General features: G+C 63.9%; 16 protein-coding genes. 15 read left to right on the top strand and 1 reads right to left on the bottom strand.

What is annotated here, in order from left to right; translation table 11 throughout:
* Window positions 1-20 precede the first annotated feature (20 nt).
* The 5 genes from FHW77_RS15705 (at window position 21) to FHW77_RS15685 (ending at window position 3,388) form a co-directional block, all read left to right on the top strand.
* Complete coding sequence (locus FHW77_RS15705) at window positions 21-611, top strand: HK97 family phage prohead protease (RefSeq protein ID WP_004440741.1); 591 nt, start codon at window positions 21-23, stop codon at window positions 609-611.
* Window positions 612-642: 31 nt separating this feature from the next.
* A complete protein-coding gene (locus FHW77_RS15700) occupies window positions 643-1,911 on the top strand; it encodes a phage major capsid protein (RefSeq protein ID WP_004440743.1) in 1,269 nt (422 codons plus the stop codon).
* A gap of 170 nt (window positions 1,912-2,081) precedes the next feature.
* Window positions 2,082-2,651, top strand: coding sequence for a head-tail connector protein (locus FHW77_RS15695; RefSeq protein WP_004440746.1), 570 nt, complete (start codon window positions 2,082-2,084; stop codon window positions 2,649-2,651).
* 3 nt (window positions 2,652-2,654) lie between these two features.
* Entirely contained in the window at window positions 2,655-2,996 is a 342-nt protein-coding gene (locus FHW77_RS15690) for a phage head closure protein (RefSeq protein ID WP_004440748.1), read from the top strand.
* Entirely contained in the window at window positions 2,993-3,388 is a 396-nt protein-coding gene (locus tag FHW77_RS15685) for a DUF3168 domain-containing protein (protein ID WP_004440751.1), read from the top strand. The genes FHW77_RS15690 and FHW77_RS15685 overlap by 4 nt, the downstream gene beginning before the upstream one ends.
* 6 nt (window positions 3,389-3,394) lie before the next feature.
* On the opposite strand, the gene FHW77_RS15680 is transcribed toward FHW77_RS15685, so the two are convergent.
* Window positions 3,395-4,594, bottom strand: coding sequence for an MFS transporter (locus tag FHW77_RS15680; protein ID WP_034496263.1), 1,200 nt, complete (start codon window positions 4,592-4,594; stop codon window positions 3,395-3,397).
* Between the two features lie 89 nt (window positions 4,595-4,683).
* Between FHW77_RS15680 and FHW77_RS15675 the strand changes: the two genes are divergently transcribed.
* The 10 genes from FHW77_RS15675 to FHW77_RS15630 all read left to right on the top strand — a co-directional run bounded on the left by FHW77_RS15675 (window position 4,684) and on the right by FHW77_RS15630 (window position 12,835).
* Entirely contained in the window at window positions 4,684-5,091 is a 408-nt protein-coding gene (locus tag FHW77_RS15675) for a phage major tail protein, TP901-1 family (RefSeq protein ID WP_004440755.1), read from the top strand.
* Window positions 5,091-5,450 (top strand): gene transfer agent family protein, encoded by a 360-nt coding sequence (locus FHW77_RS15670; RefSeq protein ID WP_004440758.1) that lies wholly within the window; start codon window positions 5,091-5,093, stop codon window positions 5,448-5,450. Before FHW77_RS15675 ends, FHW77_RS15670 begins: the two co-directional genes overlap by 1 nt.
* Window positions 5,447-5,692 carry a rcc01693 family protein gene (locus FHW77_RS15665; protein ID WP_072494180.1) on the top strand — a complete coding sequence of 82 codons (246 nt, stop codon included), beginning with the start codon at window positions 5,447-5,449 and terminating at the stop codon, window positions 5,690-5,692. Before FHW77_RS15670 ends, FHW77_RS15665 begins: the two co-directional genes overlap by 4 nt.
* A gap of 44 nt (window positions 5,693-5,736) precedes the next feature.
* On the top strand, window positions 5,737-6,318 hold the full coding sequence (locus tag FHW77_RS15660) for a phage tail tape measure protein (RefSeq protein WP_004440761.1): 582 nt from the start codon (window positions 5,737-5,739) through the stop codon (window positions 6,316-6,318).
* 113 nt (window positions 6,319-6,431) lie between these two features.
* Window positions 6,432-7,070 carry a TIGR02217 family protein gene (locus tag FHW77_RS15655; protein WP_182590599.1) on the top strand — a complete coding sequence of 213 codons (639 nt, stop codon included), beginning with the start codon at window positions 6,432-6,434 and terminating at the stop codon, window positions 7,068-7,070.
* Entirely contained in the window at window positions 7,067-7,951 is an 885-nt protein-coding gene (locus tag FHW77_RS15650) for a phage/gene transfer agent baseplate hub protein (RefSeq protein ID WP_004440768.1), read from the top strand. The genes FHW77_RS15655 and FHW77_RS15650 overlap by 4 nt, the downstream gene beginning before the upstream one ends.
* Complete coding sequence (locus FHW77_RS15645) at window positions 7,948-8,382, top strand: C40 family peptidase (RefSeq protein WP_004440770.1); 435 nt, start codon at window positions 7,948-7,950, stop codon at window positions 8,380-8,382. Before FHW77_RS15650 ends, FHW77_RS15645 begins: the two co-directional genes overlap by 4 nt.
* 17 nt (window positions 8,383-8,399) lie before the next feature.
* On the top strand, window positions 8,400-12,203 hold the full coding sequence (locus tag FHW77_RS15640) for a baseplate multidomain protein megatron (protein ID WP_034495879.1): 3,804 nt from the start codon (window positions 8,400-8,402) through the stop codon (window positions 12,201-12,203).
* A 30-nt stretch (window positions 12,204-12,233) separates the two neighbouring features.
* Complete coding sequence (locus tag FHW77_RS15635) at window positions 12,234-12,440, top strand: hypothetical protein (RefSeq protein WP_004440775.1); 207 nt, start codon at window positions 12,234-12,236, stop codon at window positions 12,438-12,440.
* Window positions 12,441-12,580: 140 nt separating this feature from the next.
* Window positions 12,581-12,835, top strand: coding sequence for a hypothetical protein (locus tag FHW77_RS15630; RefSeq protein WP_003497070.1), 255 nt, complete (start codon window positions 12,581-12,583; stop codon window positions 12,833-12,835).
* Window positions 12,836-12,891 lie beyond the last annotated feature (56 nt).

Below are 12,891 nucleotides of genomic sequence, written 5' to 3'. Positions count from 1 at the left end.
TCACATCGCAGGAGTTACCCATGCACGCCTATCGCGGGCCGCGTCCCGCCACGCGTAAATTCGCCAATCTGGAACTGCGCGGCATTGCCGGCGACGGCACTTTTTCCGGTTACGCCAGCGTCTTTGGCGAGATCGATCTCGGCCGCGATGTGATCGAGCGCGGCGCCTTCCGCCGCTCCATCGAGGAGCGCGGTGCGTCCGGTATCCGCATGCTCTACCAGCACGATCCGGCCCAGCCTATCGGCGTCTGGCGCACCATCCGCGAGGATGAGCGTGGCCTTTATGTCGAGGGTATCCTCACGCCCGGCGTCGCCCGGTCGAGGGAAGTCCATTCGCTGATGAAGACCGGCGCTCTGGACGGGCTGTCCATCGGTTTCCGCACGGTTCGTTCGAGTAGGGAAGGGCGTTCCGGCAAGGCGGCCCGCGCCGGCGTCCGGCGCATTCTGGAGGCCGATCTCTGGGAGATCTCCGTCGTGACTTTTCCGATGCTTCCCTCGGCTCGCGTCTCCGATGTCAAGCATGCCCGCTTCTTCCGCGACCGCGACACCGAACTGGTGCGCAGCATGCGCCGTGCCGCCCGTTCGCTTTTCGATACCGCCTTCAAACGCTGATTTCCGGACAAACCGCAACAAGGAAAACCACATGACAGAGCAGACAACGACACCGGCCCCGATGACGGTTGCGCCGCAGTTGAAGGCCGTCCCCGATACGATGACGGCCGCCTTCGACGAGTTCATGGAGGCCTTCGAAGCCTTCCGTGAGACCAACGATCAGCGGCTTGCCGATATCGAACGCAAGATGGGGGCTGATGTCGTGACCCGCGACAAGCTCGACCGCATCGACAGGGCGCTCGACGACAACCGCAGGCTCATGGACGATCTGGCTTTGAAGAAGGCGCGGCCCGCGCTCGGCCGGAAGGACACGCTGTCGCAGGATGCCGAAGAGCACAAGACCGCTTTCGAGGCCTATATCCGCCGGGGCGAGGAAGCCGCGCTGCGCGATCTCGAGGCAAAGGCCTTTGCCGGCTCGGCCGGGGCGGACGGCGGCTTTCTTCTTCCGACCGAGACGGATGGCGAGATCGGCCGGCGCATGACGGCGATTTCGCCTGTCCGGGCGCTCGCCACGGTGCGACAGGTTTCCGCTGCCGTGCTGAAAAAACCCTTCGCCGCCGGCGGGCTCGCCACCGGCTGGGTTTCGGAAACGGCGGCGCGCCCGGAAACGGCGACGCCGAAACTGTCGGAGCTTTCTTTCCCGACCATGGAGCTTTATGCCATGCCTGCCGCCACCCAGAGCCTGCTGGACGACGCGGCGGTCGATATCGAGGCGTGGATCGCATCCGAGGTGGACATCGCATTCGCCGAACAGGAGGCGGCGGCTTTCGTTGGCGGCGACGGCATCAACAAGCCCAGGGGGTTCCTCGCCTATACGACCGTTGCCAATAACGACTGGAGCTGGGGCAATATCGGTTATGTCGCGACCGGCGTATCGGCGGGCTTTTCCTCCGCCGGTCCCATGGACGTGCTGCTCGACGCCATCTATGCGTTGAAAGCCGGCCATCGCCAGAACGGCACCTTCCTGATGAACCGCAAGACGCAGGGTGCGCTTCGACGCTTCAAGGACACGACCGGCGCCTATCTTTGGCATCCGCCGGCTGCCGTCGGTCAGCCCGCCTCGCTGATGGGCTTTCCGGTGACGGAAGCCGAGGACATGCCCAATGTGGCGGCCAACAGCTTCGCCATCGCCTTCGGGGATTTCCGCGCCGGTTACCTCGTTGTTGACCGAACCGGCGTCCGCATCCTGCGCGATCCCTATTCGGCCAAACCCTATGTGCTTTTCTACACCACCAAACGCGTGGGCGGCGGCGTGCAGAATTTCGAGGCGATCAAGCTGGTGAAGTTCGGGGTGAATTGAACCTCGACGGTGCCGCGCGTTTCTTCTCCCCGCCGATGCCCGACAGGGCAGATGAGGGGGCAAGCTCTCGGGTTACCCCGACCCTTGCCCCCTCAACCCGCTGCCGCGACCTTCTCCCGGCGGGAAGAAGGCGAAAGACGCAGCCGCTCGCCCTAATCTCCGGAGACCCCATGACCTATGCCCTCATCCATCCGCCGCAGGCGGAGCCGTTGACCCTTGCCGACGTCAAGGCGCATCTGCGTCTCGACAGCGGTGACGAGGACACCTTGCTTGCCGCGTTGATACGCGCGGCCCGCGAGCATCTGGAACGCACCACCGGGCTGTGCCTCCTGCGCCAGACCTGGCGGCTTTATCTTGATCGGTGGCCCGAAACGGGCGTGATTCTGATTGGCAAGACGCCGGTGCAAGCCATCGAAACGATTCTGGTTTTCGACGGGCAGGGGCGCGTGGCAGACATCACCGCCACCGAAAAGCTGCTCGACGGCGCGGCGCGGCCGGCACGGCTGTGGCTGCGCGAACCGCCGGCCCCGGAACGGGAGCTGAATGGCATCGAGATCGATTTCACCGCCGGTCATGGCGAGGCCGCGACGGATGTGCCCGATACGCTGAAACGCGCCATGCTGATGCATGTGGCGCAGATGTTCGCCTTTCGCGGCGCCGTCGCGCCGGAAAACCAGCCGGCCGCCGTTCCGGCTGGTTATGAGCGGCTGGTGTCTCCTTTCTGCCGTCTGGGGCTTTAGGCCATGAACCTCGTCTTTCTTGATCCTGGCAGGCTGACGGCGCGACTGGAACTGGAAGTGCGGTCGGAAACGCCTGATGGACAGGGCGGCGCCGCCGAAAGCTGGAAGGCCGTGCGCGCGTTGTGGGGCGCCATCGAGCCGGTTTCCGAAGCCTCGCACGAGCGGGCTTCGGCCGAGGGGGCGACGATTACCCATCGTGTCTGGCTCGCCTGGCGCAACGACATCGACATCGGCACCGGGATGCGCTTTCGCAAGGGGTCGCGCATCCTCAACATCCGAACGGCGATGGATCCCGACGAAACCCGCCGCTTCATCGTCTGCCGTTGCGAAGAGGAAAACCGATGAGCGCCGCGAACCCGCTTCTTCAGGCGATCGTCGCAAAGCTCGCTGGCGATGCCGAATTGGCAGACCTCAACCCCGGCGGCATCGTCGACCGGCTTCTGACGCGTGGCCTTTTGCCATGTATTGTCTTCGACGAGGTCGAGACCCGCGATTATTCGACGGCGACGGAAAGCGCGGAGGAGCATTTTCTGACGCTGCAAATCTGGGGTGATGCCAATCGCCGCAGATCCACGGGTGAGATCGCCGCAAGGGTAAAAGCGCTGCTTGATGACGCCGCGCTGCCGCTCGTCGGCTTTTCGCTCGTCAACATGCACATGCTGTCCAGCCGCTCCCGCCGTGAGGCGAAGTCACGGAACTTCGTCCTTGAAATGCGGTTCAGGGCGGTAACGGAATGAAGGGCCCTACGCTTTCTGGCCGGCCACGGTTTTCCACAGCAGGATCAGCAGCAGCAGCGAAAGGGTGATCAGGATGGAAGCGATGCCAAGCATCGCCGCCACACCGCCGCGATCGAGCGCCATGCTGAAAATGACAGGTGCAAAGGCGATGGCGAGATTTTGCGGAAGCGAAATCCGTGCGGCCTGAAGGCCGTATTGCTGCGGAGAAAACACTGCAAGCGGCAGAACGGCGCGGCTGACCGTCAGCACGCCCGCGCCAAAGCCGAACAGGGCGATGAAGCCGGCAAAGGCTGGTATGGCCGGAGAAAAGACGAGCAGGACCAGAAAGGATGTCAGCAGAAGACAGAGGCCGATCAGGCAGGTGATGAAGGGATTGCCGCGTTTTCCCAGCAGGAAATCTAGCCCGCGTGCGGTAATCGCCAGCACGCTGCGCACCGATGCCAGCTGGATTGCAAGCGCTTGCGATGCGCCTGAATGCACGAGAAGCAAAGGCAGAAGCGGCGAGAAGCCAAAGGCGGTGAAGGCGCTGAGCGTGGTCATTGCCGCCAGAAGCAGGAAGGTGCGCCGCGTATCCACCGGCGAGGCCGGGATTTCGCCAGGATGCGGGCGCTGGCCTGGATTGCCGCCCTTTCTCTTCGGAAGAACGAAGAGGTAAAGCGGCAGAAGCAGGAACAGCTGCAGACAGCCGTAGAGGATGAGGGTGCCGCGCCAGCCGAGATGCTGCTCCGCAAAGGCTGTAACGGGCAGGAACACGGCCGCCGAAAGGCCGGTAAAGACCATCAGCAGCGTCAGGGATCGACCACTTTCCGCCCCGACGCGCTCCACCACGGCGGTGTGTGCCGCCGTTGTCAGCCCGCAGGCGCCGGCAAAGCCCATCACCGCCCAGCCCAGCAGATAGCTTGTCACGCCGCCTGCAAAAGCAAGCAGCGCAAAGCCGCAGGCAAAAAGCAGGGTGCCGCTGACCAGCACCGGCGCTGCGCCGTGGCGCACAAGCATCCGCCCGAGCAGCGGCCCGCAAAGCGCACTGATGGTCATCATCACGGTCAGGCCCGCAAAAACGACTTCGTTGGCGATGGCGAGTTCGCTGCCCATTCGTGGACCGAGAATGGCCAGCATGTCGAAACCGGAACCCCAGCTGACGACCTGCCCAAGCGCCAGCACGCCGATAAGGCGTGTACGGAACGTCGGGGAAGCAGCATCGGACATGGCAAGATCGCACAATGCGAGGGCAAGGAACATTTTTGGTCGCAGGCCCGCAACACCCTGCAACCGCAATCGAAACGGAAGGAAACAGGATGGTGGCGCAGAAGGGCAAGGATTTTCTGCTGAAATTCAACAATGCCGGAACATATGTCACTGTTGCCGGGCTCAGAACGCGGCGGCTGGCCTTTAACGCCCAGGCGGTGGACGTTACCGATGGGGAAAGCGTCGGGCGCTGGCGCGAGTTGCTGGCGGGTGCCGGCGTGCAAAGGGCCGCGCTGACGGCGTCAGGCATATTCAAGGATGCGGCGAGCGATGCGCTCGTGCGGGGCGCGTTTTTCGCGGGCACCATTCCCGGCTGGCAGATCGTCATACCCGATTTCGGCACGATTATCGGGCCGTTCCAGATCGTGGCGCTGGAGTATTCCGGCCGTCACGATGGCGAAGTGCAATTTGAGATCGCGCTGGAATCGGCCGGTCTTTTGACCTTTGGAGCGCTGTGATGCCGCAAGGGTTGCGTTATGGGCGGGCGAACCGCCATCGCGGCGAGATCGAAGCGCTGTTCGACGGCGAGAGGCGCATATTGTGCCTGACGCTCGGCGCGCTTGCCGAGCTCGAAACCGCCTTCGAAGTCGATGACCTGACAGCGCTTGCCGAACGTTTTGCGAGCGGACGCATGAAGGCCACCGACATGATCCGGGTGATCGGCGCGGGGTTGCGCGGCGCCGGCAATGTTTTTTCGGATGAGGATGTTGCCAGCGCCACGGTGGAGGGCGGCATTGCCGGCCATGCCGCCATCGTCGCCGAACTTCTGACCGCCACCTTCGGCGGTTTGAAAGGGGAGACGCCGCGGGACCCCTGAATGCCGCAGCAGGCGATGCGACGCCGCGCCCCTTTCCCTGGGATGCGGTTCTCCATGCGGGTTTCTGCCTGCTGCGGCTTTCTTCCGAAGTTTTCTGGCGGCTGACGCCCAGAGAGTTTTTCGCCATGACGGGCGGCGTGCGCTCCGGTTCACACGGCCCGGATCGACAGGAGATGGAGGCGATGATGCGGCGTTTTCCCGACAGGGACGCATCCGATCATCGCTTCGTGAAAATCTTTTAATTCAAACACTTGAAGCTCCAGTTTGAATCGGAAAGGCAGGTACGATGGCGGGTGAAGGATCGATCGCGGAAAATCGGGAGGAGGCGGAAGCCCTGTCCGAAGTGATGGGCGATCTCGAACGCCGCTCCGAACGGTTCGGAGCGGCGCTGACGTCTGCACTGCAGGCGGCAACGACAGGCGGCAAAGGGCTGGACGATGTGCTGCGCGGCCTTGGGCAGCGGCTGTCGGGCATCGCGCTCTCCGCCGGGCTCAAACCCTTTGAGGCCATGATTGGCAATGCCGTCGGCGGGTTGTTGAACGGCGGCGGCTCGCTCTTCGCTTTCGCCGACGGCGGGATGCCGGGGCGCAGCGTCACGCCTTTCGCCGAGGGTGGTGTCGTCTCCAGCCCGGCGTTTTTTCCCATGGGCGGCGGGCTTGGCCTGATGGGAGAAGCAGGGGCGGAAGCCATATTGCCTCTGAAGCGCGGCCCGGATGGTGCACTCGGTGTTGCGGCGCCTTCCGCCGGCGGCGGGTCCCAGATCATTTTCAACGTCACGGCGACGGATGCGGCAAGCTTCCGCAAAAGCGAAGGCCAGATTGCCGCAATGCTGGCGCGCAGCGTCGGGCGCGGCCAGCGTGGATTGTAATATGCAGACCTTGTCCCTGTCCCGAACGGCCTGCCGAGCATGGACAAACCGCGAAGGATGAGGGCCTGCGGCCGGCACACCCCGAACAGCGAAATGAATCCAGGAACAACGACATGGTGGCATTTCATGAAGTGCGGTTTCCGCTGCGGCTGGCGCTCGGTGTGAGCGGCGGGCCGGTGAGACGGACCGACATCGTCAATCTTTCCAATGGGCGGGAAAGCCGCAATCAGCGCTGGCGAAATGCCAGGCGTGCCTATGACGCCGGCTCGGGCATCCGCTCGCTCACCGATCTCTATGAGGTGCTGGCCTTTTTCGAAGCGCGGCGCGGCGAGCTTTACGGCTTTCGTTTTCGCGATCCCATGGACTTCAAATCCTGCCCGCCGGGAGACACGCCGGCATCGACCGATCAGAGGATCGGCGTGGGTGATGGCGCCGCGGTGCGGTTTCAGCTGGTCAAGACCTATGCCGATGCGGGTGGCTTCTTCACCCGCCGGGTGGAAAAGCCTGCCGAGGGCTCCGTCCTCGTATCGGTCGAGGGTGTGCCCGTATCCGCTTCGGATATGTCCTGCGATTACGCGACCGGTATGGTGACATTCGGTTCCGGAAAGGTTCCGCCCGCCGGTTCGGTGGTCCGTGCCGGATATGAATTCGATGTACCGGTACGGTTCGCGACCGACCGCATCGACATCAACCTCACCGCCTTCGAAGCCGGGCGAATTCCCGCCATTCCGCTGATGGAAATCCTGCCATGAAAACGATCGCTCCCGCCCTTGCCGGGCATCTTGAAAGCGATGCCACGACCACTTGCCATTGCTGGAAAGTGACGTTGAAGGATGGCGCCGAAATCGGCTTCACCGATCATGACGAGGCGCTTTTCTTCGCCGGCACGGCCTTTCTGGCCGCCAGCGGTTTTTCGGCCAGCGATAATGACAGCGAAACCGGGCTCGGCGCCGGCGCAGGTGAAGTGGCAGGCGGTTTTTCCAGCGAGGCGATTTCGGAAGAAGATCTTGCCGCCGGCCGTTTCGACGGAGCGAGAGTGGAGCTTTACCTCGTCAACTGGCAGGCTCCGGAAGAGCATGTGCTTCTCTCCCTGCGCGAGATCGGCGACGTAGCCCGGGCGGGCGGGTCCTTTCGCGCCGAGCTGCGCAGTTTCGCCCATCGCCTCAGCCAGCCGCAGGGGCGGGTTTATGGACGGCGCTGCGATGCCGCGCTGGGAGACGCACGCTGCGGCGTTGCTCTGGCGCGGTTCACCGGCAATGGCCGGGTGGTGGCGGTGGACGCGGCCGGCAATCTCGTCGCAACCGGGCTCGATGCTTTCCCGGATGGTTTTTTCAACGGGGGAAAGGTGCGTTTTCTCACCGGTCCGCTTGCCGGGCGCGGGTTCGATCTCGATGGCCATGAGCAGCGCAATGGCGGCGTGCTTCTTTCTTTCTGGCTTCCACCGGATGAGGCGCCGTTGCCGGGAGACAGCTTTTCCGTCACGGCCGGTTGCGACAAGAGCTTCGCCACATGCAGGCATACATTCGCCAATCAGCTGAATTTCAGGGGCTTTCCCCATCTTCCAGGGGCGGATTTCGCCTATTCTTATGCCAGCGGCGGTCACACCCACGACGGCGGGGCCTTGTTCCCATGAGCGAGACGGGAGACAAGGTGCTGGCGCTGGCCGAGCCGTGGATCGGCACACCCTATCGGCATCAGGCGTCGCTAAGGGGCGTTGGCTGCGATTGTCTCGGCCTGATCCGAGGCGTCTGGCGCGAACTCTACGGCAGCGAACCGGAACTTCCGCCGCCCTATGCGCCTGACTGGGCCGAGCGCTGTGGTGAGGACCGGCTGATGGCGGCCGTGCAACGGCATTTTCCTAGCGTTTCGGGCCTGGACGAGGCAAAGCCCGGAGACCTGCTGCTGTTCCGCTGGCGGACCGATGCGGCGGCCAAACATCTCGGCATCCTCGCGGAATCCCGGCATTTCATCCACGCTTATGAGCAGGCGGCGGTGGTGCGTTCCGCCTTGGTGCCATGCTGGAAACGGCGCATCGCCGGCATTTTCCGCTTTCCCGATCCCTGAGATTTTTTGAGGCAGGCATGGCAACCATACTATTTCAGGCAGCAGGTGCGGCGCTCGGCGGTATTTTTGGGCCCGTGGGAGCGATCATCGGGCGTGCGGCCGGCGCGCTGGCTGGCAACGCCTTGGATCGCGCCTTGCTTTCGGACGGTCGTACCGTGTCCGGGGCACGGCTCTCGGCCGCGCGTATTCCCGGTGCGGATGAAGGCGCCGCGATAAACCGGCTTTACGGTACGGCGAGGATCGGCGGCACCCTGATCTGGGCGACACGTTTCGAAGAAAGCCGTGTCGTGCAGAGACGTGGTGGCAAAGGCAACCGTGGCCCAAGGACGGAAACCTATCGATATTTCGCCAATCTCGCCATCGGTCTCTGCGAGGGGGAGGCGGCCCTCGTGCGGCGCGTCTGGGCCGATGGGCGCGAAATTGACCTGACCGGCATCGAGATGCGCTTTTATCCCGGCAGCGCAACGCAATTGCCCGATCCGCTGATTGAGGCGAAACAGGGGAGCGGCAATGCTCCCGCCTTTCGCGGCCTCGCTTATGTCGTCATCGAGCGCCTGCCGCTTGAAGCCTATGGCAACCGCATTCCGCTCATGCAGTTCGAGGTGGTGCGGCCGGTCGGCGGGCTGGAGAAGTCGATCCGCGCCGTGACCGTCATTCCGGGCTCAACCGAACATGGTTACGCAACGGTGCCGGTTTCCGAGCATACGGGCATGGGTGAAAGCCGCGTGATGAACCGTAACGGCCTGACGGCCGAGACGGACTGGCGCGCTGCCATCGATGAATTGCAGGCGCTTTGCCCCGCTCTTCAAAGCGTGGCGCTGGTGGTGAGCTGGTTCGGCACGGATATGCGGGCGGGCGAATGCCGCATCCTGCCGGGTGTTGAAGTGGGGGACCGGGAGGGCGAGACGACGCCGTGGTCCGTTGCCGGCCTGACACGCGCCGGGGCGCATCCGGTCAGCCATCATCATGGCGGTCCCGCCTATGGCGGCACGCCGAATGATGAAGGCGTGCTGCAGGCGATAGCCGACCTCAAGGCGCGGGGCCTGAAGGTCTGCCTTTATCCCTTTGTGATGATGGACGTGCCGGCGGGCAACGGGCTGCCGGATCCCTATGGCAAGGCCGAACAGGACGCCTATGCCTGGCGGGGGCGCATCACCTGCTTTCCCGCACCCGGGAGGCCCGGATCGGCCGATCGTACCGCCGGTGCGCGGCTGGAGATCGATCGTTTCTGTTCCCGCGCCGAGGGCTATCGACGCATGGTGCTGCATTACGCCGACCTCTCGGTAAAAGCGGGAGGCGTCGACGCCTTCCTGATCGGTTCCGAACTGCGGGGGCTGACGGGGTTGCGCGACGACAACGGCGCCTTTCCCTTCGTGGAGGCGCTGGTGCGGCTCGCGCGCGATGTACGGGCTGTCGTCGGAAGGGCGACGAAACTAACCTACGCTGCGGACTGGAGCGAATATTTCGGTCACCAGCCGGCCGACGGCTCTGGGGACGTGTTCTTCCATCTCGATCCGCTCTGGGCGAGTTCCGACATCGACGCCATTGGCATCGACAATTACATGCCGCTCTCCGACTGGCGCGACGAAGATGCCGCAAACGGCAATCCTGACGGCATGACCGGCCCGGATGACGCTGTGGCCTTCCGCCGCGCCGTTACGGCTGGCGAGGGTTTCGACTGGTTTTATGCAAGCGAAGCCGACCGCACGGCCCGGCGGCGAACCCCCATTGCCGATGGCACAACGGCAAAGCCATGGGTATTCCGCTACAAGGACCTTCGAAACTGGTGGGAAAATCTCCATTACGATCGGCCCGGCGGGAAGGAGAGCACCACGCCGACCGTATGGAGGCCGGGCTCGAAGCCCATCTGGTTCACGGAACTCGGCTGCCCGGCGGTGGACAAGAGCGCGACACGCCCCAATGTCTTTCCTGATCCGAAATCGGCGGAAAACGCCTTTCCCCATTTTTCCCGCAAAAGCAGGGCGGACAGCCAGCAGCGGCGTTTTCTGGAGGCGCATCTGGGGCACTGGGAAAATGGCGATGCCGCGATGGTGGATACGAGCCGGATCTATCTGTGGACCTGGGATGCGCGGCCTTTCCCGGCTTTTCCGCAAAACGGTGCGACGTGGAGCGATGGCGGTAACTGGCGCACGGGCCACTGGCTTAACGGCCGGCTGGGAACGGCGACGCTTGCCGACACCATCGCCGCCATTTTGACGGATCACGGCTTTTCCGCTTTCGACGTCTCCGCCATCAGCGGCGATCTCATCGGTTATGTGCAAGGCGAGGTAACTTCGGCCCGCAGCCTGCTGGAGCCGCTGATCGCGGCATTTCAGCTGGATGTGGCGGAGGATGCAGGTACCCTGCGTTTCCGCTCCCGCAACGGGGCTGTCACGCCCGTTCGGGATCTTTCCATTCTCGCCGATCTGGAGGGTGAACCGCTGTGGTCGGAAAATCGCGGCCACGACAGCGATTTCCCCGCGGAAGCCGTTCTGACCTCGTTCAACCCGGCGCTGGAGTACGAGCAGGCGAGCGTGCGTTCGCGGCGCGTGGAGAATGCCGGCAGCCGTGTCATGCGGCTCGATCTCAACGCCGCTCTATCTTCGGAAACGGCGCAAGCGGCGATCGAGGCGGCCTTGCGCGACAGCCGCCAGGCACGGCGCAGCCTGCGTTTTGCCCTGCCGCCGGGGCAGATTGCGCTGGAACCGGGTGACTGCATCCGTCTCTCAACGGATGCCTTTCCGCAGGCGCCCGCAGGTCGGTTCATGGTCAGCCGTATCGAGGATGGCGCGGTGCGGCAGGTGGAAGCGCGGGCCTTTTCCCCGGCCTTGTCAACTTTTGCCGGTGTGGCGGACGAGCGACGTGCCCGTGGCGCAAGCGGCAGCGAGGGTTTCGCGCCGGAAGTGCTGTTTCTCGATCTGCCGTATCAGGACGGTGCGGCGGCCGAGCAGTCGGCGCGAGTTGCCGCCTTCGCGAAACCCTGGCGGCACATCGTCGTCTCGGCCTCATCAGGCACGGAAGGATACGGCCAGCGCGTCGTGCTAGACCGTCCGGCCAGGATCGCAACGCTGGTAATGCCGTTGAAGCCTGGACCCTCCGGTCGCTTCGACCGTGCAAATACCATCGTGCTCGATCTGCCTTTCGGCGAAGTTGCATCGGCCGAACCGCTTTCGGTGCTGAACGGCGAGAACCGCATCGCCGTGAGGGCGGCGAATGGTGTCTGGGAAATCGTCGCTTTCGCGAAGGCAGAGGAAACCGCGCGGTCGCGCTGGCGGCTTTCTGTTCTCCTGCGCGGCCTTGCCGGCACGGAAGACGCGTTGGCCATCGGTGCGCCGGCAGGGGCGCCGGTGGTTGTTCTGGATGCCGCGGTACAGCCGCTCGGTCTGCTCGCCGGAGAGCGTGGCCGGCGAATGAACTGGATTGTCGAGGCAGCGGAACAGGCCGGCGCGCCGGTCGGGCCTTTCTCCGTCGAGGCCGGATTTCGGGCGCTGACGCCGCTTGCGCCGGTGCATCTTGGCGGGCTGCGAAAAACGGATGGCGTTCTCATCAGCTGGAAACGCCGGGGGCGGATGGACGCCGATGGCTGGGACGCAAGCGAGATTCCGCTGGATGAAGCTTTCGAACGTTATCGGGTGGAGGTGCTGGACGGCGACGAGGTGCGGCGTACCGCCGACGTCTCGGAACCCTTCTGGTTTTATCCAGCAACAGCCGAACTCACAGATTTTCCGGCGCTGCGGGATCACATTTCCGTGCGAGTCCGCCAGCTCGGCCGCGCGGTGCCCCTGGGAGTGGCGGCACAGGCCGTTCTCCCGCTTTCATAAATGCCTGAAAACAAAGCAAAGGACGACAAGATGGACAGTACCAAACCGTGGTATCAATCCCGCACGATATGGGGCGCGCTGATTGCGGTCTTCGCCCCGCTTTTCACCATTGCCGGCTTTGATCTGCCCGCCGGACTTCACGGTGAGCTGGCCGACGGCCTGATGACCGTGGCCGGCGGAATTGGCGGTCTCATCGCGCTTTACGGCCGCCTTTCGGCGACCCGTGCGATCCGCTGACGCAGCCCGCGCAAGCGCCGCTCCCGTTCCGTCTTCCCGCTGCGGGGGCGGCATTCATTTGCCATTCAGACGCTTTGCGCTACATATTCGGTCACAATACGGTTCAAGACGCACCCGTTTTTTTTGTGGAAGTTTGTAGAATGGCATCACCTCTCATCATCGCGACGCTTGCAGCCGGGCTTTCCGGTTTCACGGCGCCCGAGGCTGATTTGCAGGGCCACTACATTCTCGCTGCCAGCGACTGCGGCGCGGCCGTGGCCCGCGTTGTACGCGAAACCGGCGGCCAGCTTCTTTCTGTCTATCCTTCCGGCGACGGTCAGTCCTGTGTCGTCACCGTTCTCGTCCAGGGAAATGGCGAGCGCCCGCGCAAGGTGACGATGCGCGTGCCGATGTAGCTTGCCCGCATCGCCGAAATATCGGAAAACGATCCGAGACATCTAGCATGACCGGC

It is taken from the genome of Agrobacterium sp. RC10-4-1, assembly GCF_014138475.1.
In the GTDB taxonomy this organism is placed as follows: Bacteria; Pseudomonadota; Alphaproteobacteria; order Rhizobiales; family Rhizobiaceae; genus Agrobacterium; species Agrobacterium pusense.
Note: the sequence above shows the minus strand (reverse complement) of the source record. Positions and strands in the feature narration are given on the sequence as shown.

Excerpts from the sequence above, each read along its gene's own strand:
- FHW77_RS15705 (WP_004440741.1), top strand. The coding sequence starts at position 21 with ATGCACGCCTATCGCGGGCCGCGTCCCGCCACGCGTAAATTCGCCAAT.
- FHW77_RS15700 (WP_004440743.1), top strand. The coding sequence starts at position 643 with ATGACAGAGCAGACAACGACACCGGCCCCGATGACGGTTGCGCCGCAG.
- FHW77_RS15695 (WP_004440746.1), top strand. The coding sequence starts at position 2,082 with ATGACCTATGCCCTCATCCATCCGCCGCAGGCGGAGCCGTTGACCCTT.
- FHW77_RS15690 (WP_004440748.1), top strand. The coding sequence starts at position 2,655 with ATGAACCTCGTCTTTCTTGATCCTGGCAGGCTGACGGCGCGACTGGAA.
- FHW77_RS15685 (WP_004440751.1), top strand. The coding sequence starts at position 2,993 with ATGAGCGCCGCGAACCCGCTTCTTCAGGCGATCGTCGCAAAGCTCGCT.
- FHW77_RS15680 (WP_034496263.1), bottom strand. The coding sequence starts at position 4,594 with ATGTCCGATGCTGCTTCCCCGACGTTCCGTACACGCCTTATCGGCGTG.
- FHW77_RS15675 (WP_004440755.1), top strand. The coding sequence starts at position 4,684 with ATGGTGGCGCAGAAGGGCAAGGATTTTCTGCTGAAATTCAACAATGCC.
- FHW77_RS15670 (WP_004440758.1), top strand. The coding sequence starts at position 5,091 with ATGCCGCAAGGGTTGCGTTATGGGCGGGCGAACCGCCATCGCGGCGAG.
- FHW77_RS15660 (WP_004440761.1), top strand. The coding sequence starts at position 5,737 with ATGGCGGGTGAAGGATCGATCGCGGAAAATCGGGAGGAGGCGGAAGCC.
- FHW77_RS15655 (WP_182590599.1), top strand. The coding sequence starts at position 6,432 with ATGGTGGCATTTCATGAAGTGCGGTTTCCGCTGCGGCTGGCGCTCGGT.
- FHW77_RS15650 (WP_004440768.1), top strand. The coding sequence starts at position 7,067 with ATGAAAACGATCGCTCCCGCCCTTGCCGGGCATCTTGAAAGCGATGCC.
- FHW77_RS15645 (WP_004440770.1), top strand. The coding sequence starts at position 7,948 with ATGAGCGAGACGGGAGACAAGGTGCTGGCGCTGGCCGAGCCGTGGATC.
- FHW77_RS15640 (WP_034495879.1), top strand. The coding sequence starts at position 8,400 with ATGGCAACCATACTATTTCAGGCAGCAGGTGCGGCGCTCGGCGGTATT.
- FHW77_RS15635 (WP_004440775.1), top strand. The coding sequence starts at position 12,234 with ATGGACAGTACCAAACCGTGGTATCAATCCCGCACGATATGGGGCGCG.
- FHW77_RS15630 (WP_003497070.1), top strand. The coding sequence starts at position 12,581 with ATGGCATCACCTCTCATCATCGCGACGCTTGCAGCCGGGCTTTCCGGT.